This window comes from Alkanindiges hydrocarboniclasticus (assembly GCF_001982605.1).
Classification (GTDB): Bacteria; Pseudomonadota; Gammaproteobacteria; order Pseudomonadales; family Moraxellaceae; genus Alkanindiges; species Alkanindiges hydrocarboniclasticus.
Window position 1 is genome coordinate 177,978 of record NZ_MLCN01000023.1, and the last position, 20,647, is coordinate 198,624.

The window sequence follows — 20,647 nt, forward strand, 5'->3', positions numbered from 1 at the left end:
GGGATGTTCAAAAATCAAATATTTTTATTTTCAATAAGGCGAGTCAGCAAGTCAACATATTGCTCAACAGCATTATTTTCCAGCCAGCCTTTGCTTTCAATATTCAAACGTAATAGCGGCTCGGTGTTGGAAGCGCGTAAGTTAAAGCGCCACTTGCCAAAATCAAGGCTAATGCCATCGGTGGTATCCATGACAGGCTGTTGCGGCGCAAAATAATCCAGTACACGCTGGATGGTGGCTTTACTGTCATCTACCACAAAATTGATTTCACCACTGCAGGGAAACTTGGCAATCCGTTCGTTGACCAGTTCAGATAATGGCTTGCCAGTCTGTGATAATAGTTCAATCACCAAAAGCCATGGAATCATGCCGCTATCGCAATAGGCAAAATCACGAAAATAGTGATGCGCACTCATCTCGCCGCCATAAATCGCATTGTCCTTGCGCATTTGTTCCTTAATAAAGGCATGACCACATTTGGACTGAATGACTTCACCATTGTTTTGCTCCACCATATCAATGGTATTCCAGGTCAGGCGCGGGTCATGGATAATTTTCTCACCCGGAGATTTAAGTAAAAATGCCTGAGCCAGTAAACCCACAATATAATAGCCTTCAATAAACTGGCCAGTTTCGTCGAACAAAAAGCAGCGGTCAAAGTCACCATCCCAGGCAATACCTAGGTCAGCCTGATGTGCCAGTACGGCATCACGGGTGGCTGCACGGTTTTCCGGTAAGAGTGGGTTAGGAATGCCATTGGGGAAATTGCCATTGGCGTCATGGTGCACCTTGATAAATTCAACAGGAACATGACGTTGTATAAATTGTTGCTCTATGGCATCAATCACATGGCCCGCCGCGCCATTGCCAGCATTGACCACCAGCTTGAGCGGTTTGATCTGACTTAAATCAATATAGGTAAGCAGGTGGTCTACAAATTCATTTAAAATGGATTTTTGCGTTATGGTGCCTTTTTGGGTACCTTCTACAAAATCCTGACTCATCGCCAGTGCCTGAATTTCCTTTAAACCGCTATCTGCGCTGATAGGATAAGCATTTTCGCGTACCAGCTTCATGCCGTTATAATCCATGGGATTATGGCTGGCGGTGACTTCTATGCCGCCCTGTACATCAAGGTGGAATGCTGCAAAATAAACTTCTTCGGTTCCAGTCATGCCAAGGTCAATCACATCAACACCTGCATCCATCAGGCCACGTGCTGTAGCCTGTTTCAGCCCTTCACTCGTGAGGCGAATATCGCTACCGACCACTACAGTTTTAGGCTGGTAAATTTGTCCGTAAGCGCGACCAATACGGTAAGCAATATCTTCATTAAGTTCTGTGCCAAGGCGGCCGCGAATGTCATAAGCTTTAAAGCAGGTTAAAGGTGCAGTCATGGTTATTTAACGTCATGGTCAATCATCATGTCTCAAGTTTAGCGCAAACATGATTAAGATTTTGATTAATTTTAAGTTAATTTTTTTGAGGCTTTTTATAAACCTTAGACTGGTTTTGCATTTGCTTAAACCGTTTGTAGCCCCACATGTATTGCGCTGGTGCCCGGGAAATCATGCGTTCAATTTCGTGATTTAAGGTATTAACGGATATCTGTAAATCCTGATCCAGAACCTGGCGATCCAGCAGCTCACAGATAATATCGAAACCCGATAGATCCGGACGGCGAATACAGCTTAGGCCCAGTACAATGCATTGGGTTTTTTGGGCCAGCTTGGATACTAGTGTTGTGGTTAAAACTGACTGACCAAAAAATGGTGCATAAATACCACCAGAATGGTCGGGCACATGATCCGGCAAAATGGCGGTAAACCCCCCTTTTTTAAGGGCCTTAAAAATGGCGCGTACCCCGGAATCATTGGTGGGTACTAGTGTGGCGTTCAGGCGCTGGCGTGCTTCCAGCATGAAGCGGTCTACACCGGCATCCTTACTGGGCTTGTACATAATAACCGGACTGGCATACTGGTTTAGCCAGGCATTCATCAGCTCCCATGTGCCAAAATGCGGGACTACGGCAATCACGCCATTCGGGTTTTTCAGGGCTTGTACTAGTAGTTCTGTGCCAGTAATGCTGCGGATTTGTGCCAGACTATAATCGGTAGGCATGCCCCAGCTTTTAATGGATTCAGCAGCTGTCAGGCACTGGCTATAAATGCTGGCCTGTTCCAGTTGCAGGCGCTGCTGCTGGCTTAATTGCGGATAAGCCAGTGTCAGGTTAACGCGTACCACCCAGCGCATGCCAGCATAGGGCATGAATATAATCAGCATGGCAATCCAGCGCGCAAAATAGTGCAGGGTAGACAGCGGCAAACGCGCAAGAATTTTCAGTAAAAAATACATGGCCGGGCTTCAGGAATTTAGCAATAATTTAGTTATTACTGAGTACTACCCAGCCACGGTCGTGTTTTACCACGGTCATCTCACCATTTTGTGTGCTTGCTCCAACAATCGGCAAGTCCAGCTTGACCTGAATATTACAGCGATACTGATTTTGCAGAACTGATTTTTGCTGGCTCTGATCTTGCTGATGAGAATTTTGTTGATCCGCAGACTGGTCGGGTTGTTCACATGATAGTTTTTTAAAGTCCTGAAGACCAATTTTCATGCGGTCACCGCCAATTCTTACCGCCATTTGATTGGCTTCTGCCAGTGACTCCTCATAAGCCTGACGCAGTTCCTGCTCATTAGGTTCACGGGAGCAGCCGGCCAGTAACACGACAGTGGTTAAACTTATTATTGTTAAAAAAAGACGCATGCGTGTATCCATCCCAAGAGTTAGACTAGTTTACTCAATTCTATTTTGTGCTTAAACCAAAAACTGACATAAGGTACAGCCATGAAGCATAATTACAAAACCCTTAGCCCTGTTAAAGATAAAATTAAATTCCTGTGCTTTGTGGCCGGATTAATGCTATCTGGCCTGCCAAGCAGTTATGCTATTGAGATGCAGACTTTAGCAATTGCCCATACACAGGCTGTAGTGGTGACTGTAGATATAAAGCGCGATAACTTACAACTGTTTTTAAAGGACGCAAAAGGAAACCTGTATCAGTCTTTTGCGGCTATTAACCAGCAACTGGCAACGCAGCAGCCAGTCAAACAACGGCCCTCGCAACAGCACCCATCGCAGCAACTGATATTTGCCATGAATGCCGGCATGTTTCACTCCAGCTATTTACCGGTAGGCTTGTATATTGAGCAAGGCCGCAAGTTATATCCATTAAATACCGCAATGGGCAGCGGCAACTTTTTTATGCAGCCCAATGGAGTATTTTTACTGAGCGCGCAAGGCGTACAGGTATTAAGCACTGCCGATTTTCAGTCTAAAGCGCCTGCCCATATCCGGCTTGCCACCCAGTCCGGGCCACTGCTGGTGTACAACGGTAAAATTAATAGCCAGTTTAGCCCAGCCTCGGCATCACGGTTTATCCGGAATGCAGTGGGGGTAAAGCAGCCCGGCACAGCGGTATTTGTGATTAGCGAACAGCCGGTCAGTTTTTATGAGCTGGCTGATTTCTTCAAAAATACGCTTAAAATCAACAATGCATTATATCTGGACGGCACTATTTCCAGCCTGTACTTGCCAGCTTTAAAGCGCCATGACCGACTGCACTTTTTGGGGCCAATCATTGGCGTGATACAACCTGTAAAGCGGCACAGTTTAGCTAAATGAGCAGTGGCTATTTATGGCGCTGGTTGCTTGTCTGGAGCGCTGATAACTGAAAGACGTATCAATTGATGCCTTATGAATCGTAGTTATCAGGGTTACCCTTAACCACCATATACAGCAGGGCAAGCAAGATCAGGGTGGCACAAAAGATACCGCTTAAGGTATAAGTGGCCGCGCGCTGCGAATAATTTAAGTCCAGCCACTGCTGATGTACTGCTGTCTGGAGCAGAACGCACTGAAGCACAGCAAATCCAATAATTAACCAGCCATTTCGTTTAACTTCAGGACGCATTGCCATAGCTTGTGCCTATTCAATAATAGAAATTATTCATGAGGGCAAATTGTCGCATGAAGCCTTAAGCAGGGCAACTTGAAAGCGTGTGTTATGCACAATTGAAAAAAATAATGAAAGCCGCAGGTTGCCAAAATTTAATAGGGACTACTACCAAATTATGAAGCTGGTAAAAAATGGCACAATGAAAAGCATCGATAAGAAAAAGATTAGATATAAAAAACAGGCACTAAAAAAGCCCTCACCGGGAGAGCTTTTTAGTATTACACCTGGCATCAATTAAGTGCAGGCTTAGGCCTGTTCAGCGTCAGCTTTTGGTTTTTCGCGCAGGCGGATACCTAGGTCACGCAACTGATTGGCATCAACTGGCGCAGGCGCTTCGGTCAATGGGCATTCAGCGGTTTTGGTTTTTGGGAAGGCAATTACTTCACGGATGGAGCTGGCACCTGTCATCAGCATCACCAGACGATCCAGACCGAAGGCCAGACCACCATGCGGCGGCGCACCGTATTTCAATGCGTCCAGCAGGAAGCTGAATTTATCTTCTGCTTCTTCATCAGAAATGCCCAATGCTTCAAATACAGCTTTTTGCATGTCCAGCGTATAAATACGCAAGCTGCCACCGCCAATTTCAGTACCGTTTAAGACCATGTCATAGGCGACGGACAGGGCAGCACCCGGATTGCTCTTCATTTCCTCAACCGAGCCTTTTGGCAGGGTAAATGGATGGTGAACAGACGTCCATTTGCCATCATCAATTTCTTCAAACATCGGGAAATCAACCACCCACATTGGTGCCCACTCACAGGTTGAAAGACCAAGGTCATGGCCAATCTTCACCCGTAATGCACCCATGGCATCATTAACGACTTTGGCTTTGTCAGCCCCAAAGAAAATCAGGTCGCCGGTCTGGGCTTCCAGACGCTCAACCAGAGCCACCAGCGTTTCATTGCTGATGTTTTTAATAATAGGCGATTGAAGGCCAGATTCCTGATCAACGCCATTGTTGATTTTCGATGCATCGTTTACCTTGATGTAGGCCAAACCACGAGCGCCATAAATACCCACAAACTTGGTGTATTCCTCAATCTGGCCACGAGTCAGGCTACTGCCGTTTGGAATACGCAAGGCAGCTACACGGCCTTTGGCATCGTTGGCCGGGCCAGCAAATACCTTAAAGCCTTCACCTTTCATCAGGTCGGCCACGTCTACCAGTTTTAATGGAATACGCAAATCTGGCTTATCAGAGGCATAGTCACGCATGGCATCGGCATAGGTCATGCGCGGGAACTTGTCAAACTTCACACCCAGCATGGTGTCAAACAGCTCAACGGTCAGGCCTTCCATCATCTGCATGATGTCTTCATCAGACATAAAGGAAGTTTCAACGTCGATCTGGGTAAATTCCGGCTGACGGTCAGCACGCAGGTCTTCGTCACGGAAGCACTTGGCAATCTGGTAGTAACGGTCAAAACCAGCCACCATCAGCAATTGCTTAAACAACTGTGGTGATTGCGGCAGGGCAAAGAAGCTGCCGGGCTGGGTACGGCTAGGCACCAGATAATCACGCGCACCTTCCGGTGTGGCACGGGTCAGGATTGGGGTTTCTACATCCAGAAAACCATTGCGGTCCATATAGTTACGGATCAGGCTGGTGACCTTGGAGCGAAACACCATGCGTTCCTGCATTTCAGGGCGGCGCATATCCAGAAAGCGGTATTTGAGGCGATTTTCTTCGGACACATTGCTAAATTCATCATTCAGCGGGAATGGCGGGGTTTCAGAAACCGCCAAAGTTTCAATTTCCTTGGCCAGTACTTCAATCTGGCCACTGACCATATTGGCATTTTCCGTGCCTGCATAACGCTTGCGGACTTTACCGCTAATTTTTAATACATATTCTGAGCGTGCGCGGTCAGCAGTTGCAAACGCTTCTGGCGTATCTGGATCAATAACGACCTGTACCAGACCTTCACGGTCACGCATATCAAGGAAAATAACACCACCATGATCGCGGCGACGGTGTACCCAGCCGCACAGGGTAACAGTTTGATCCAGTTGGGCTTCAGTTAGAGAGCCACAGTAATGAGTTCGCATCATGGCGCGTAGGGTCCACTAATTATCTAAAAATTTGAGCGCTTTTGGGGAACGCATGAAAACGGTCAATTATGCCTATATATGCCTATAGGCTCAAGACGCTTTTTTGCTTTTGAAATGAACGAGGGTGGAAGTGGCCCGCTTATGAAAAAATTAGTTGCTGAAAGTTTTAGTTGTTGAATGATTAAATACGTTATAACATAACATTATCATTTGGGTTCATGAAACACAGGCTTGATAGAAGTCAGGTTTTTGGGAAAAACAGGTCAATCTTATGTATTTAAAACGTCATCCCTTAGTCCAGGCAATGGCGCTGGCTATGCTAGTGTTGCCAGTTTCAGTTAATGCACTTGCCGAATCAGGTGTCCTTGCAGCAACGCCAAGTGGAGCTGAGGGCAATAACAACAGTACGATGCCAAGTTCATTTGATCAGTCTGGCACGGCCGGCAGCAACACATCAGTCGCAAACGTTCCTACGCCTACTAATACCTTGCCGACCATTGTTATTAGTGCCCATCCGCTGGATCGTACTGCCTCTGATATAGCTACGCCAGTCAGTGTGGTTACCCATGATCAACTGGCCAGTGGCGCAACGACGTTAGGGCAAGCACTGGCAGGGCAGCCGGGAATTCATGCCGATAGCTTTGGGGGCGGGTCTAGCCGTCCGGTGATTCGGGGGCAGGCAGCGCCACGGGTGAAGGTGTTGTCGGATGGATCAGAGGTGATGGATGCGTCCGCCATTTCGCCGGATCATGCAGTAACGGTTGAGCCGTTGTTGTCAGAAAAAATTGAGGTCTTACGTGGGCCTTCAACCTTGCTGTATGGCAGTGGCGCGATTGGCGGGGCCATTAATGTACTGGATAACAAGATTCCTACCCGCATGCCTGACAATGGCCTTGAAGGTGAGGTTAGCCTTAGAGCAAATACCGTAGCAGATGAACAAGCCGCGGCTGCCGCAGTCACTGTAGGGCTGGGTGAGCAGTTTGCCCTGCATGTGGAAGGTCTCAAGCGCGATGCCAATGATTACAAAGTGCGTGGACTGGATGAGAAGCGTGTCGATGGTTCCTATGCCACAGGTGAAAATGCCAGCATAGGGCTGTCATGGATTGGCGAGCGTGGTTTTGCTGGCTTGGCTTTTACCCAGCGCAAGGATGAATATGGCTTGCCCGGCCATAGCCATGAATATGAAAGCTGCCATCCTCACGGGACTCATTTGCATTGTGGCAATCATGATGAACATAGCCATGAGGAAGAAGGTCATGACCATGAGGGTGAGGAAGCGCATAATCATGATGATGGCCATGACCACGAGCATGACCACGAAACTGCACCGTGGATCGAACTCGACAGCAAGCGTGTGGATTTTCGGGCAGAGTATGCACAGCCATTTACCGGGTTTGACAAGATCCGGGTCAGGGCAGGCTATACCGACTACCAGCATGACGAAATAGAAGAGGGTGCAATTGCGACCACCTTTACCAACAAGGGCTATGACGGACGCATTGAGTTAACCCACGTGCCAGTGGGCGGACTGGAAGGCGTACTGGGGTTGCAATATGCCCGCTCGGACTTTGAGGCCAGCGGCGAAGAAGCCTTTTTGCCCAAAACCCTGACTGAAAATATCAGTGCCTTTTTGCTGGAACATTATCAGTGGAAGGATATGCATTTTGAACTGGGTGCGCGGCAGGAATGGCAAACCATTAATCCCGAACAGGGCTTGGCCAAGTTTAGCACGCAGGACTATGACGATACGGCCACGTCAGCGTCATTTGCAGCAACCTGGGAATTTGTGCCGGATTATGCGCTGGCCTTATCGCTGTCCCACGCCGAGCGTATGCCCAATGCACAGGAGCTGTATGCCAATGGGGGACATTTTGCCACCAACACCTATGAGCTGGGTGATGCCAATTTAAGCAATGAAAAATCCAATAGTGTTGAGCTGAGCTTGCGTAAAACAGCCGGTGATTTCACCTTTGGCTTGAGTGCCTACCATAATCAGGTGGATGATTATATTTATGCCAAAACGCTGGACAAGTATGAGAATTTTCGCCTGATTCAGTACACCCAGGCTGATGCAGTATTTGATGGGTTTGAGGCCGAAAGCACTTACCGTATTGATGATACTTACAGCACCACGCTGTTTGGTGATTACGTGCGCGCAGAACTGGACAGCAGCAATGCCCAAGGTAATCGCAACCTGCCTCGTATCCCGGCAGCACGTGTAGGCAGCCGTGTACAAGCCAACTGGGATGCACTGGGTGGCGAGCTTGGCGGTTCGCTAGAGTACGCGCATGTGTTTAAGCAAAATGATATTGCTGACTATGAAGCCACCACCGCAGGCTATAACCTGATTAATGCCACACTGGCCTATGATGGTGAATTAAATGCCCGCAACAGCTATCGGTTATATCTGCAAATGAATAATTTGCTGGATGAAAAATATTACAGCCATAGTTCGTTTTTATCAGCCATTCCGCAGTCGGGCCGTAATTTTACTGCCGGTGTACAGCTAAAGTTCTAATTCATTAGCAGTTACTTTTAGGTTTAATCCTCAGCCATCTTCTTTAAACAAGAAGGTGGTTTTTTTATATTGGCAAGTAAGCCTGTTAAAAAACCAAACCTGAGCACAAGTTCAGGTCTGGCAATAGGTGGCTAATGAAATTTAATAAGACTTTTTTAAGCTTTATTGCGGCTTGCAAAACGACCAAAGCGTTTGTTAAAGCTGGCAACGCGCCCTTCATTGCTGGCCTGGCGCACTTCACCGGTATAAAACGGATGCGAGGCACTGGAAATATCCAGCGTGACATAAGGGTAGGTTTTGCCTTCAAATTCACGGGTTTGTTTGGGCTGCATGGTAGAGCGGATAACAAAGTACACATCGGCATTGGTATCGTGAAATAACACTTCCTGATAGGTGGGATGAATATTGGAACGCATAATTATTCTCTCGACTTGAAAAGATATATTATAACATAACACTTATAAAAATAAAAAATACCCAATGCCGAAAAACATCTGAGTTACCGGATTGCATAAATACTTAAATTTTAAAGAAGGGATGAATTACACTACGCTTAAATAATTCCTCAAGAGTGGTGTATGCGTTTTTTTCAGTATTTGCTTAATCAACTAAACTGGACAAAAAAAACCATGTTGATGTATTTGCTGGGATTGTGGTGCCTGGCCTATCTGGCATCGGCAATTTATCAGGTCTACAAGCCGTTGCCACCGGGCCTGAATATGGCCTTGCCGCTACGCACAGCCGAGCAGGTGCAGTTTCTGGGCGATTATACCTATACCGATCGCCAGAACCAGCGACACCAGCAGCAGGAAATTTTTGATCAGGCATTTGACATGATTAGTCAGGCACGCCGCATGATTGTAGTAGACATGTTTTTGTTTAATGACTATGTGGGTGATTCCAAGGCCAAACACCGTAATTTGACAGCCGAACTAACACAGGCGTTAATTGCCAAGCACAAAACCAATCCAGACATACAAATTGTAGTCATTACCGACCCCATCAATACAGTGTATGGTGGCCAGTTAACCCGTAACCTGCTGGACTTGCGGCAGGCGGGTGTGCAAGTGATTGAAACGGATTTAAAACCACTGCGGGCATCCAATCCACTATGGTCTGGCTTCTGGTATTTGTGTTGCCAGTGGTTTGACAACAATCCGCAATCAGGCTGGCTACCCAATCCACTGGGCGCTGATAAAATTACCCTGCGCAGTTATTTGACCCTATTTAACTTTAAGGCCAATCACCGCAAGACACTCATTACTGATGCCCCGGATGGCTGGCAGGCGCTGGTAACCTCAGCCAATCCGCACAATGCCAGCAGTTGGCACGACAATACCGCCCTTAAGTTTTCTGGCCCGGCAGCGCTGGATGTTCTGGAAACCGAACGGGCTGTTGCGCGGATGTCTGGGGCTGACCTGCCTTTTATTGTCACAGCATCGCCACCGCCTGCCAGTGATGATCAGCCACGCTTGCAGATACTGACTGAAGCCAAAATTCGTGATGCCTTACTAAATACTCTGGATACCGCACAATCGGGTGACCGGCTGGATATTGCCGTGTTTTATTTGTCCCATCGTAAAATTATTTACGCCATCAAGGATGCCAAACAGCGCGGTGTCAATATCCGCCTGTTGTTAGACCCCAATGAAGATGCCTTTGGCCGCAAGAAAAATGGCATTCCCAACCGGCAGGTGGCGATGGAACTTAAACAAGCAGGCGTACCGTTACGCTGGTGTAGCACCCATGGTGAGCAGTGTCATACCAAAATGCTGGTGAAGACCAGCCGCACAACTGCTCAAAGTGAACTCATCTTAGGCTCTGCCAACTTTACCCGCCGTAATTTGAATAACCTGAATCTGGAAACAGATGTACGTGTACTGGCCAATGCAGATTATCCGGCCATTACGCAAGCACATGCTTATTTCGACCGGGTCTGGACCAACCAGAATGGCCAGAATTTGAGTGTGGCTTATGAACAGTACAAGGATGAATCCCAGTTGAAATACTGGTGGTATCGCTTTACCGAGTGGAGTGGTTTATCGACATTTTAATCTGGTGGATAGCAGTTCATGAGTGGATTAAGGCATGTCATGACCTAAAAAATATTAATTAGTAACACTATTTATCCCCTCTTTTTCAGCATAAACCAAGGCAAAGAGGGGATTTTTTTCTCTGTCATAATGCTTTAAGACATTATTAGCTGTTCAATTGAATTAAATAAATTGACCAGAAGTGCATCAATGGCTTTGAATGTTCAATCAGCCAATAATCGATATACAGTAAAGTTGCTACACTGGCCGCAATAAGTACCAATTGCAGGCTGTATCTGCTGAATGCTGAAAAATTAAGACTTAAGCGATAGCCTAGCGCCAACATAAGACCACCAGCAAAACCCCCCAAATGTGCAATGCTATTAATGCCGCTTACAAAAAATCCTAAGCCTAAATTTAATAGGGTCAGCATGATCAATGCATTTTTATTTAACAGGTATTTAGGGGCAAGGTCTTTTTTGGGCCACAATGCAGCCACCAGCAAAGCGCCACTAATGCCCATAATTGCGCCCGATGCCCCTGCACTAACCGTTGGTGCCAGGCTGTTATTTGCCATGCTGCTACTGGCCTGCAAAATGGCTGTCTGCGAAAACTCCAGCGCATTGTGCAAGCTCACATAGTTGCTGGCTAGATTACCGGCAATCCCCGCAACCACAAACAGTACGATATACCACAGGCGACCATAATAAAATTCGGCATACACGCCAAACAGGTATAAGGCCCACATGTTCAGCAGCAAATGCATAATGCCAATATGCAGGAACATGCTGGAGAGCAAACGCCAGTTTTCACTGGTTAGGGTAAGCGGTGCAAAGTCAGCACCCCAGCCAATCAGGTCAGGCACGCCAGGATCTGTTACATTAACACCGCTAAGCACCTGCCATGTAAACAGTACGCAATTGACAGCAATCAGCAGGGCAGTCAGCCACCAGTAGCGCAGCGGCTGTTTGAGCAAATATTCGTTCATCGGTTAGTATGGCTCTGGCAACAAAGGGGCTTAACCTTGGTAGTTATATAACTGCCTTGCTAGATGCAAAAGCAGCGGCTGCGCATAAAAGCATTGGTGTAAAACAGGTGGCTTTGATAGCATTGCGTCAATATAACTTTTTATATCGCTGTTATGAAGGCATTTATTGCGCGTGCTGTTTTAATTGGGGTATCTGCATTTTTACTGGTTCAACTATGGATTTTTGCCAGTCTGGTCTGGTGGAAGTACCAGCCGGTTGAGCGTTCCATGTTTATGCGTATTTATGAGTGGAACTATAAGCAGCCAGCCATTCGCCATGAATGGAAAGACAGCGACCGGATTAGCAATAACCTGAAACGGGCGCTTATTGCCGGTGAGGATGCCAAGTTTATCGACCATTCTGGCTTTGACTGGACCGGCATTCAACTGGCACTCACCAAAAATGAGAAAAAGGGCGAGGTGGTTGCTGGCGGTTCGACCATTAGCCAGCAACTGGCCAAAAACCTGTTTTTGTTTAACCAGCGTTCCTACATCAGAAAAGGGCAGGAAGCAGTTGCCACCTGGATGATGGAGCGGCTGTGGAGCAAGCAGCGTATTTTAGAGGTGTATGTTAACTCGGTAGAGTTTGGCAAGGGTATTTATGGTGCCGAAGCCGCCGCGCAATATTATTTTGGCAAGTCGGCAGCCAATTTAAGCAAGAGTGAAGCTGCCCAGCTGGCCGCCTATTTGCCCAACCCCAAGTATTATCAGGATCATCCCTCTGACCGCAAGGTTCGCGCGCGCAAGGCCCGCATTCAGCGCTATATGGGTTATGTTCGCTTGCCAAAAGATGAATAAACCGGTTTGGTCGCAGTTTTTTTACACTTAATGGCTGGTTTTTTAAGCAGTTGTTATTGAACTGTCATTAAAAAGTAGCATACTGATTTTTAATGATGAGAAAAACTGGCATACCCCCATGAATCAGCAGGTAGATATTCATCCTGAAAGTTATACCTTTAATAATCGCTATATTAATCGTGAACTTTCCATTCTGGATTTTCACTTAAGGGTACTGGAGCAGGCGGTCGATCCACTACATCCTTTGCTGGAACGCCTGAATTTTTTGCTGATTTTTTCACGTAATCTGGATGAGTTTTTTGAAATCAGGGTGGCTGGTTTGCTACAGCAACTCAGCTTTAGCAATGAAAGCCGCACGCCCGATGGCCTGACACCGGCGGAAGTACTGGCCCAGATTTCGCAAACTGCCCATGCTGCCATTGAGCGCCAATACCGCATTTTAAATGAAGAAATCCTGCCGCAACTGGCCGAAGAAGACATTCGATTCCTGCGCCGTGATGAGCTAACCGAAGAACAGGCGGTATGGGTTAAGCAATATTTTCATGAACAGGTATTGCCAGTATTAACCCCGATTAGCCTTGATCCGGCGCACCCGTTTCCACGTCTGGTAAATAAAAGCCTGAACTTTATTGTCACACTGGAAGGCAAGGACGCGTTTGGTCGCCAGATTAACCTTGCCGTGGTGCCAGCACCGCGCTCACTGCCACGGGTGGTACGCCTGCCGGATGAGCTAACCCATGGGCATGATCACCATGTCATGCTGTCGGCCATTATCCATGAGCATGTGAGCGACCTGTTTCCGGGCATGACGGCAACCGGCTGCTACCAGTTCCGGGTGACGCGTAATGCTGATATGGAACTGGATGAAGATGTAGAAGATCTGGCTAAAGCCTTAAAAGGTGAGCTAAATTCCCGGCGGTTTGGCCGTGCAGTACGGCTGGAAGTGACCCAGAATTGCCCAGAGCAAATCATTACCTATTTGCTGAACCGGTTTCGCCTAAAGGCTGAGCAGCTCTACAAAGTTGATGGCCCGGTGAACCTTGCGCGCCTGATTTCCAACTTTAACCGGCCACACTTAAAGTACAAACCGTTTATTCCTGCAATTCCCAACGTGCTGCAAAAAAGTGAAAACATCTTTGAGGCCATGAAAAAGCAGGACATCCTGCTGCATCATCCGTTTGAGTCTTTTACGCCGGTTATTACCCTGTTGCATCAGGCGGCCAATGACCCGCAGGTGCTGGCCATCAAGCAAACCCTATACCGTAGCGGCCCGGATTCTGAAATTGTCAAACTGCTGGCCGAAGCAGCCCGTAATGGCAAGGAAGTCACCGCCGTGATTGAGCTGCGGGCGCGCTTTGATGAAGAATCCAATATTGCGGTGGCCAATATTTTGCAGGAAGCCGGGGCAGTAGTGGTGTATGGCATTGTGGGCTACAAAACCCATGCCAAGATGATTCTGGTGGTGCGGCGCGAGCAGGACAAATTGCACCGTTATGTGCATTTGGGCACTGGCAACTATCATGCGGGCAACGCACGGATGTACACTGATTATGGCCTGCTGACCACGGATAAGGCACTGTCGGAAGACGTGCATAAAATCTTTCAGGAACTGACAGGCATGGGAAAAATGGCCAAGCTGAAAAAGCTGCTCCATGCCCCCTTTACTTTGCATTCGCAGCTTTTAAGTTTTATTGATGATGAAATCAAAAATGCCCGGGCAGGCAAACCGGCACATATTATTGTCAAGGTAAATGCACTGACCGAGCAACAATTGATTGATGGGCTGTACCGGGCCTCACAGGAAGGCGTCAAGATTGACCTGATTATTCGCTCTATTTGCTGCTTGCGTCCGCAATTGCCAGGCTTATCTGACAATATTACGGTACGCTCAATTGTTGGCCGCTTTCTGGAACATACCCGGGTATTTTATTTTGCCAATGCCGGCGGTGAGTCACGTGTGTATTGCTCCAGCGCCGACTGGATGGACCGCAACCTGTTTTCACGGGTAGAAGCCTGTTTTCCCATTGAAGAGCCAAGCCTAAAAAAACGCATTATCCAGCAAGGCTTGCTGAATTATCTGGGAGATAACCAGCAAGTCTGGGTCCTTAAAGGCAATGGCGAATGGAAGCGACTGATTGCTGATGACAATGAGCAGCCGCACATGGCCCAGCAAATCCTACTGGATAAACTGTCTCGATAAAAACCATTTGATTTTCAGTGGATTAATGCGACAGGTTAAGACGGATCATGCTATAACTATTTAACGGTTTGCTGTATAAAACTAGGGTCTGGCAGTATTGACCGGACCCATATTGAGCCGTACTAAGCAAATTTTGATTTTAGCTTTTTTAGAGATAATCTTGGGGAAATAGCATGGAACTACATAGCAACCTTTATTATAAGCATCCTGATGCCAGCATCATGGATCAACTGGACAGCTTATTTACCCAGCATGAAGGCGACGAAAACCTGTTTCTGCAAGCGGCCGCAGCAATAAATGCGGATGAAGGAGCAGCACTGGCACAGGATTTACTGGATCAGGTTGATTCAGTTGAATTTGACCTAGGACCTGAATCGGTATCGCGCCTGGCTGGCTATTCCATTGCCCATTTTGTGCATGGTTCTGCCGGTGATGAATTTATTGAAGCTATTCTGCTATTTTTAAAGGCATTATTGCCTGAAATTCAGGCACAGGCATGGGGTTGTGGCGATGATGATCCGTGGGAGTTCTGGTTTAAGTTTAAAGGGAATGATTTAATCCGCAAGGATGATGAACCCCTGAATGATCCTGATGAAGATGAAGACATTAAGGCGTCCATTTATGCATGGTGGCATCAGGATATGCCAGAAGAAATTAAAGAAGGCTTTTTAAATGATAATAATGAAGATGATGAGTAATTAATATCTGGAAATATTTTTATTAACGACGGCTACAGCGCCAGAAAATCGTGCCTGAAATTAAAAAACCCTTCAATGCAGAAGGGTTTTTTTAGGGCAAACAAGCTGCTTATAGGTTAATGATTGGCTCAAGTAACTTTGCCAGTTGGGCAAACTCGGCGTGCAATGGCGTGCTTTTTCGGGTAAGCAAAGCCAGTGTACGCTGTGGGGCCTGATCAATGGACTTAACCTTGAGCTGTGGCTGACCATTTAAAATGCCGGAATTAATCGCAATGGCAGGCAGCAAGGTAAAACCAAGCTGGGCCTGTACCATTTGGATCAGGGTTGGCAAGCTGCTGGCAGACAGGCTGCTTTGCTGTTTTAAATCACTAATGGAGCAGGCGCTTAATGTATGCTCACGCAGGCAATGCCCTTCTTCCAGCAATAACAGTCGTGACAAATCCAGATCAGCCATACTGCGCGCACGGGCGCAGTTGCTGTCCTGTTCGTGGTAAACCAGACACAATGGTTCATCCCGCAGTTCCTGTACCATCAGGTTATGCGTATCGAAAGGTAATGCCAATAACACAATGTCCAGCGTACCGTGTTCCAGCCGCTCAACGGCATGGCCACTTTGTGTTTCATGTAAAAACAGTTGCAGCTTGGGCATGTGTTGCCCAATGGACTGCAACAGCGGTGTCAGCACAAACGGTGCAATAGTCGGAATAACGCCCAGATGGAGTTCACCTGTAAATGGTTCACTCATCTCGCGGCTCAGGCGCATCAGGTCCTGTGCATCGGCCAGCAAGAAACGCGCGCGGCGTACCACTTCCTCACCCAGTGGCGTCAACCGCACATTCTGGCGGTCACGTTCAACCAGCACCCCACCCAGCAGGCGTTCCAGTTCCATAATGCCCCCAGACAGGGTGGACTGGGTGACAAAAGAGCGCCGGGCTGCTTCGGTAAAGTGCAGGGTTTCAGACAAAGTCACCAGATAGGAGAGTTGTCGCAGGGAGGGGAGTGCCGCCATAGTATTTACTTCACATGAGCCTGAATATGCTGGCTAAACAGTTCCACCAGCTGCGGTACAAAATATTTGGGAATGTCATGGCCCATGCCGTTAACCAGCTGGAACTTGGCATTTTTAATGGATTTTGCCACGGCACGGCCATGCGTCGGCGGTAACAAACGATCCTTGCTGCCATGCACTACCAGTGTAGGCTGCTTGATGTCACGGTCAATTTTACTCAATGAACCAGTACATAAAATGGCCAGAAATTGCTGCATGACGCCAGCCGGGTGAAAGCTGCGACGATACAGCTTGCGGGCAGTTTCACGCGCTTCATCCAGATTAAAGTGGCCGGGAGAACCAATGGTGCTAAACAGGCGCATGGAATGGGCCACCATACCTTCTTCATCAGTCGATTGCGGACGGCCCATCAGACTCAGGAACTGCTTGGGGAAAGGTGGCGGCAGGAACGCACGGTTATTACTGGTAAACAGCAAATTCAGGGTTTGGACTTTTTGTGGATATTTAGCGGCCAGAATCTGGGCAATCATGCCACCCATGGACGCACCAATCACATGCGCTTTTTCAATATGCAGGGCATCCATTAAGCGGCTGGTGTCATCAGCCATGTCGTATAACGTGTAAGGTGCGCCTTCGTTGGGCAGGCCAAGGGTAAAACGGCCCATCAGTTTGAGGCTATTTAAGCGCGGGCCTTTATGACGAATCTTGCTGGACAAACCAATATCACGGTTATCAAAACGGATTACGCGGTAACCCTGTTTAATGAGCGCTTCACAAAAGTAATCCGGCCAGATTAGCATTTGTGCGCCAAGGCCCATAATCAGCAAAATGGTGTTTTCATTTTCAATGCCACCAATTTCAAAGTGCAACTGGATATTGTTGCCAATATCAATTTTACTTTCCTGCATTAGGGCGCAGTATTGAGAGGGTTGTAAACTGCTTAGGGCATTCATGTGTTTAACCTGCTGTGCTTATGGGTGACAACGCTTCCTTAATGACAATTCATATTGTCAAATTATAGCTATCATAAATCATTTCCTGAATTTTTAGCACAAATTATTGCCAATTTTTAGTGTTTTATTGGAAAAACCTATCTATTCAATACGTCCTGATACAGCGCATAATTCTCATGGTCGTGACATACAAATATAACCCGCTGTAAAAACTGGCATTGTTGCAAGGCAGTGCGTACAGTCTGTACTGCAATACTGGCTGCCCGCGCTTTTGGAAAACCATAAATACCCGTACTGATATTAGGAAAGGCAATACTGGTTAACTGATGCTGGTCAGCCAGCTTTAAGCTCTGGTTATAACAGGCTGCCAGTAGCTGGTCTTCGTGATGCGAGCCGCCTTGCCATATCGGGCCTACCGTATGAATCACAAATTTTGCCGGCAGCATTCCCGCAGTGGTAATGACTGCCTCGCCTGTTTTGCAGCCACCCTGACGTGCCCTTATTTTTTGGCACTCTTCCAGAACAGCCGGGCCACCAGCACGATGGATTGCACCATCTACGCCACCCCCGCCCAGCAGCGAGTTGTTGGCTGCATTAACAATAGCATCAGTGCTAATCCGGGTAATATCGCCCTGAACCAGTTCAATTCTGGCTGTTAGATCATTCATAAGTCACCCATAAAATAAGGCAGTTCAACCTGCCTTATTTTAAAACGTTAATGGCTAAAATTCATACAGCCAGTTTGCCTGTTTGACTTGCCATTACAGACTAACTATTCGATCAGGCGCTGGCTGGCAACAGGTCTGGAACCAGCTTGGTTAAAGCCATGCGTTGCTTACCTGCAGTTGCACCCAGCAATACAAAGCCACGCAATGTGCCTTCAGCATCAATTGCCTTAGCCAGCATACCATCTTCAAATTGTTCGGTTTGCCATTCTACTTGTACGTCCGCAGGGGCAGGCAGCACAGTCAGCGGTGCAGCAGGGGTTTTTACTGCAACTGGCATGGCGGGATAATGCACGGCTGTGGTTGTGCCAGCCAGTGTTTTGGCCAGTGCACGTGCCTGTTGCATAATCGGCATTACAAACGGCAGCAAATGCCCAGCCACTTCCGCACAATCGCCAATGGCATAAATATCCGGCTGGCTGGTTTGCAGCAGCGCATCAACTTCAATGCCACGACTGGTAGTAATATTGGCCGCTTGGGCCAGTTCCAGATTCGGACGCAGGCCAATGGCGGACAGCACAATATCTACCATCAGTGTAGTACCGTTGGTCAGGCTTACTTCATAGTCCTGACCGACCCGATTGATAGTTTGTACTGTGGTATTGAGCGCAAACTGGACACCAATATGTTCCAGTCCGGCCTGAAATGCCTGAGCAGTATCAGCAGGCAATAGGCGACCCAGTGGCTGCGGTGCAATATCAACCACCGTAACATCATGCCCGGTGGCTTTGAGGTCATTGGCAAATTCACAGCCAATCAGACCAGCACCCAGCAGCAGGACACGTTTGTCTGTGCGTAGTGACAAGGTATCGCGGAAGGTACGGTAATCCACCAGCGAATTCACCACATGAATGTCATCAGCGCCGTTGCCTTCAATGGGCAGACGGATTGGATTGGCTCCTACAGCCAGAATCAGTTTGCTATAAGCTTGTGTGGTTTGCTCACCATTCTGGTGCTTGAGTTGCAGCGTATGGTTTGCGCAGTCAATATGGCTAACCAGCGTATGCGGCAAAATATTGATATTTAGCTGCGCGCTCATTTTGGCAGAATCACCAAGGCCAATCTGGTCGGGATGCTTGTTGCCAACCAGCGCGTTGGATAAGGTCGGTTTTGCATAATTTACCGCGTCATCAGCACTAATCATCACCACAGGGGTGGTGGTATCAAGCTTGCGGAACTCACGCGCCAGTGTATAACCGGCCATGCCAGAACCAATGATGACAATCGGGTTCATCTGCAATTCTCCATCAGAACATCAAAAAAGTAATATCAAAAAATTTGAATTAAAATACACATTCATTAAAAGACAAAAAGCCATGCAGATGAGGAACTACATGGCTTAAAGCAAAACAGTTTTAGATTTCAATCATCTCAAAATCCATTTTGGATACGCCACAGTCAGGGCAGGTCCAGTCATCAGGGATATCATCCCACTTGGTACCGGGCACAATGCCATCCTGTGGCCAGCCTTCGGCTTCATCATAAATCCAGCCACAAACGATACATTGATACTTTTTCATCATCATCTCCAAAACTGTCCTGCCCATGGGAAATGCCTAGGGCAATATGTCTGAATTGTGCCACTGCACAGGACAATTTGTAACGCCAATAATCCAAAAAAACGGTGCAAAACCCCAAAAAGAGAGTTATTGCTCTAAATTTGCCACACGTTAACCATCTGCACGCAATTTGTCGAGTGCATTTTGATAATGATTGGCATGACGTTTTTCGACAGTGGTCAATGCAGCAAAGCGTTTGGCGGCTTTTTCCAGTGTTGCCCTGAACTGTTCGGCGTGTATCCGGGATTCTTCAATTTGCTCATCGTATTCATCCACGGCGGCCTGATTGCCTTCTTCCACCGCCAGATGACGAAACTTGGGATACATTTCAGTGTATTCGTAAGTTTCACCTTCAATGGCAATTTCCAGTGCGCGGGCCGGGGTCATTTGCGCTTTGGGATACAGCAAGTCCAGATGGCCAAAGGCGTGCATCACTTCCTGATTGGCAGTTTCTTCAAAAATGCGTGCGGTGTCTTCATCACCCATTTCACGGGCCAGCTTGGCAAAGTAGCGATACTTGATGTGGGCCATGGATTCACCGGCAAATGCGGCTTCCAGATTTTGAATGGTAATGGATGCTGGTTTTATCTCTGAATTGTGCATGGTAATCCTCATCAGTCATTTAAAATATTATTGTAAAAGCCTTAAGTGGCGGGCTGGTTTAACAGGGCTGGCTACTTAAGCGATGGGATCAGTATCTGGCAGATTCAGCTAAATGTAAAAACGATAGTTATTATAAAGTTGATTGGTTTTTTAGATTTTAGAATGGTTGAACAGCCTTACTTGCAGGATTAGCCTAACACTATTGCGCTGCAAGTAGGGTTTTTATGGTTTGGTTAAAAGCTGTGATAAACAGCTTAGCCATTGGCCTGTTTTTTAAACACAACAACCTTGGTGGTGGTGTCCTGTACCACCTGATCATGCTGGTTTTTGGTTAGGCTATGATAGGTAACAATGCCCATGTTCGGCTTACTTTGAGAAATTTTAATATCCACAATTTCTGCTTCGACATGCAAGGTGTCACCGGGGCGGGTGGGAGTGGGCCATTTT

Annotated in this window: 19 protein-coding genes and 1 pseudogene; 6 read left to right on the top strand and 14 right to left on the bottom strand. The window is 47.3% G+C overall.

The genetic code is table 11. The features are described from left to right. Positions 1 to 14: 14 nt before the first annotated feature. From BKE30_RS09740 to BKE30_RS09750, 3 genes are all read right to left on the bottom strand, one after another. Complete coding sequence (locus tag BKE30_RS09740) at positions 15 to 1,397, bottom strand: phosphohexomutase domain-containing protein (protein ID WP_076878398.1); 1,383 nt, start codon at positions 1,395 to 1,397, stop codon at positions 15 to 17. A 76-nt stretch (positions 1,398 to 1,473) separates the two neighbouring features. Next, positions 1,474 to 2,355, bottom strand: a complete 882-nt coding sequence (locus BKE30_RS09745) for a lysophospholipid acyltransferase family protein (protein ID WP_076878399.1) — start codon at positions 2,353 to 2,355, stop codon at positions 1,474 to 1,476. 28 nt (positions 2,356 to 2,383) lie between these two features. Beyond that, on the bottom strand, positions 2,384 to 2,770 hold the full coding sequence (locus tag BKE30_RS09750) for a hypothetical protein (RefSeq protein ID WP_076878400.1): 387 nt from the start codon (positions 2,768 to 2,770) through the stop codon (positions 2,384 to 2,386). 81 nt (positions 2,771 to 2,851) lie between these two features. Between BKE30_RS09750 and BKE30_RS09755 the strand changes: the two genes are divergently transcribed. After that, positions 2,852 to 3,688, top strand: a complete 837-nt coding sequence (locus BKE30_RS09755; protein ID WP_227518384.1) for a phosphodiester glycosidase family protein — start codon at positions 2,852 to 2,854, stop codon at positions 3,686 to 3,688. A gap of 70 nt (positions 3,689 to 3,758) precedes the next feature. Here the strand turns inward: BKE30_RS09755 and BKE30_RS09760 are convergent, their stop codons facing one another. Both BKE30_RS09760 and aspS read right to left on the bottom strand, forming a co-directional pair. Further along, positions 3,759 to 3,983, bottom strand: coding sequence for a hypothetical protein (locus BKE30_RS09760; RefSeq protein WP_076878401.1), 225 nt, complete (start codon positions 3,981 to 3,983; stop codon positions 3,759 to 3,761). A gap of 285 nt (positions 3,984 to 4,268) precedes the next feature. Continuing rightward, on the bottom strand, positions 4,269 to 6,077 hold the full coding sequence (gene aspS / locus BKE30_RS09765) for an aspartate--tRNA ligase (protein ID WP_076878402.1): 1,809 nt from the start codon (positions 6,075 to 6,077) through the stop codon (positions 4,269 to 4,271). A gap of 409 nt (positions 6,078 to 6,486) precedes the next feature. Between aspS and BKE30_RS09770 the strand changes: the two genes are divergently transcribed. Beyond that, complete coding sequence (locus tag BKE30_RS09770) at positions 6,487 to 8,595, top strand: TonB-dependent receptor domain-containing protein (RefSeq protein ID WP_076878437.1); 2,109 nt, start codon at positions 6,487 to 6,489, stop codon at positions 8,593 to 8,595. Between the two features lie 155 nt (positions 8,596 to 8,750). On the opposite strand, the gene BKE30_RS09775 is transcribed toward BKE30_RS09770, so the two are convergent. Beyond that, entirely contained in the window at positions 8,751 to 9,011 is a 261-nt protein-coding gene (locus BKE30_RS09775) for a type B 50S ribosomal protein L31 (RefSeq protein ID WP_076878403.1), read from the bottom strand. 162 nt (positions 9,012 to 9,173) lie between these two features. On the opposite strand from BKE30_RS09775, the gene BKE30_RS09780 reads away from it, so the two are divergent. Beyond that, positions 9,174 to 10,649, top strand: a complete 1,476-nt coding sequence (locus BKE30_RS09780) for a phospholipase D family protein (RefSeq protein WP_076878404.1) — start codon at positions 9,174 to 9,176, stop codon at positions 10,647 to 10,649. Between the two features lie 145 nt (positions 10,650 to 10,794). Here BKE30_RS09780 and BKE30_RS09785 read toward each other — a convergent pair whose 3' ends face one another. After that, positions 10,795 to 11,616, bottom strand: a complete 822-nt coding sequence (locus BKE30_RS09785; RefSeq protein ID WP_076878405.1) for a rhomboid family intramembrane serine protease — start codon at positions 11,614 to 11,616, stop codon at positions 10,795 to 10,797. 153 nt (positions 11,617 to 11,769) lie between these two features. On the opposite strand from BKE30_RS09785, the gene mtgA reads away from it, so the two are divergent. The 3 genes from mtgA (at position 11,770) to BKE30_RS09800 (ending at position 15,351) form a co-directional block, all read left to right on the top strand. Continuing rightward, positions 11,770 to 12,453, top strand: a complete 684-nt coding sequence (gene mtgA, locus BKE30_RS09790) for a monofunctional biosynthetic peptidoglycan transglycosylase (RefSeq protein WP_076878406.1) — start codon at positions 11,770 to 11,772, stop codon at positions 12,451 to 12,453. A gap of 118 nt (positions 12,454 to 12,571) precedes the next feature. Continuing rightward, positions 12,572 to 14,653 carry a polyphosphate kinase 1 gene (gene ppk1, locus BKE30_RS09795; RefSeq protein ID WP_076878407.1) on the top strand — a complete coding sequence of 694 codons (2,082 nt, stop codon included), beginning with the start codon at positions 12,572 to 12,574 and terminating at the stop codon, positions 14,651 to 14,653. A gap of 173 nt (positions 14,654 to 14,826) precedes the next feature. After that, positions 14,827 to 15,351: a hypothetical protein gene (locus tag BKE30_RS09800; RefSeq protein ID WP_076878408.1), complete on the top strand. Its 525-nt coding sequence runs from the start codon at positions 14,827 to 14,829 to the stop codon at positions 15,349 to 15,351. Between the two features lie 109 nt (positions 15,352 to 15,460). Here BKE30_RS09800 and BKE30_RS09805 read toward each other — a convergent pair whose 3' ends face one another. From BKE30_RS09805 to BKE30_RS16025, 7 genes and pseudogenes are all read right to left on the bottom strand, one after another. Beyond that, positions 15,461 to 16,360, bottom strand: coding sequence for a LysR substrate-binding domain-containing protein (locus tag BKE30_RS09805; RefSeq protein ID WP_076878409.1), 900 nt, complete (start codon positions 16,358 to 16,360; stop codon positions 15,461 to 15,463). A 5-nt stretch (positions 16,361 to 16,365) separates the two neighbouring features. Beyond that, positions 16,366 to 17,313, bottom strand: a complete 948-nt coding sequence (locus BKE30_RS09810; RefSeq protein WP_076878410.1) for an alpha/beta fold hydrolase — start codon at positions 17,311 to 17,313, stop codon at positions 16,366 to 16,368. 137 nt (positions 17,314 to 17,450) lie between these two features. Then, entirely contained in the window at positions 17,451 to 17,981 is a 531-nt protein-coding gene (locus BKE30_RS09815) for an O-acetyl-ADP-ribose deacetylase (protein ID WP_076878411.1), read from the bottom strand. 112 nt (positions 17,982 to 18,093) lie between these two features. After that, positions 18,094 to 19,272, bottom strand: a complete 1,179-nt coding sequence (locus BKE30_RS09820; RefSeq protein WP_076878412.1) for an NAD(P)/FAD-dependent oxidoreductase — start codon at positions 19,270 to 19,272, stop codon at positions 18,094 to 18,096. A gap of 121 nt (positions 19,273 to 19,393) precedes the next feature. After that, the gene (gene rubA, locus BKE30_RS09825; protein WP_076878413.1) at positions 19,394 to 19,558 is read right to left on the bottom strand and encodes a rubredoxin RubA; all 165 of its coding nucleotides are present in this window, start codon (positions 19,556 to 19,558) and stop codon (positions 19,394 to 19,396) included. A gap of 150 nt (positions 19,559 to 19,708) precedes the next feature. Further along, positions 19,709 to 20,200: a rubrerythrin family protein gene (locus tag BKE30_RS09830; protein WP_076878438.1), complete on the bottom strand. Its 492-nt coding sequence runs from the start codon at positions 20,198 to 20,200 to the stop codon at positions 19,709 to 19,711. Between the two features lie 254 nt (positions 20,201 to 20,454). Then, positions 20,455 to 20,647: pseudogene (locus tag BKE30_RS16025) on the bottom strand (dehydratase); the annotation flags it as partial.

Bases quoted from the DNA above. Each gene is read 5' to 3' on its own strand.
- BKE30_RS09810 (WP_076878410.1), bottom strand. From the start codon at position 17,313: ATGAATGCCCTAAGCAGTTTACAACCCTCTCAATACTGCGCCCTAATG.
- aspS (WP_076878402.1), bottom strand. From the start codon at position 6,077: ATGATGCGAACTCATTACTGTGGCTCTCTAACTGAAGCCCAACTGGAT.
- BKE30_RS09745 (WP_076878399.1), bottom strand. From the start codon at position 2,355: ATGTATTTTTTACTGAAAATTCTTGCGCGTTTGCCGCTGTCTACCCTG.
- BKE30_RS09780 (WP_076878404.1), top strand. From the start codon at position 9,174: ATGCGTTTTTTTCAGTATTTGCTTAATCAACTAAACTGGACAAAAAAA.
- mtgA (WP_076878406.1), top strand. From the start codon at position 11,770: ATGAAGGCATTTATTGCGCGTGCTGTTTTAATTGGGGTATCTGCATTT.
- rubA (WP_076878413.1), bottom strand. From the start codon at position 19,558: ATGAAAAAGTATCAATGTATCGTTTGTGGCTGGATTTATGATGAAGCC.
- BKE30_RS09815 (WP_076878411.1), bottom strand. From the start codon at position 17,981: ATGAATGATCTAACAGCCAGAATTGAACTGGTTCAGGGCGATATTACC.
- BKE30_RS09785 (WP_076878405.1), bottom strand. From the start codon at position 11,616: ATGAACGAATATTTGCTCAAACAGCCGCTGCGCTACTGGTGGCTGACT.
- ppk1 (WP_076878407.1), top strand. From the start codon at position 12,572: ATGAATCAGCAGGTAGATATTCATCCTGAAAGTTATACCTTTAATAAT.
- BKE30_RS09760 (WP_076878401.1), bottom strand. From the start codon at position 3,983: ATGGCAATGCGTCCTGAAGTTAAACGAAATGGCTGGTTAATTATTGGA.
- BKE30_RS09805 (WP_076878409.1), bottom strand. From the start codon at position 16,360: ATGGCGGCACTCCCCTCCCTGCGACAACTCTCCTATCTGGTGACTTTG.
- BKE30_RS09820 (WP_076878412.1), bottom strand. From the start codon at position 19,272: ATGAACCCGATTGTCATCATTGGTTCTGGCATGGCCGGTTATACACTG.
- BKE30_RS09770 (WP_076878437.1), top strand. From the start codon at position 6,487: ATGCCAAGTTCATTTGATCAGTCTGGCACGGCCGGCAGCAACACATCA.
- BKE30_RS09800 (WP_076878408.1), top strand. From the start codon at position 14,827: ATGGAACTACATAGCAACCTTTATTATAAGCATCCTGATGCCAGCATC.
- BKE30_RS09750 (WP_076878400.1), bottom strand. From the start codon at position 2,770: ATGCGTCTTTTTTTAACAATAATAAGTTTAACCACTGTCGTGTTACTG.
- BKE30_RS09755 (WP_227518384.1), top strand. From the start codon at position 2,852: ATGAAGCATAATTACAAAACCCTTAGCCCTGTTAAAGATAAAATTAAA.
- BKE30_RS09775 (WP_076878403.1), bottom strand. From the start codon at position 9,011: ATGCGTTCCAATATTCATCCCACCTATCAGGAAGTGTTATTTCACGAT.
- BKE30_RS09830 (WP_076878438.1), bottom strand. From the start codon at position 20,200: ATGCACAATTCAGAGATAAAACCAGCATCCATTACCATTCAAAATCTG.
- BKE30_RS09740 (WP_076878398.1), bottom strand. From the start codon at position 1,397: ATGACTGCACCTTTAACCTGCTTTAAAGCTTATGACATTCGCGGCCGC.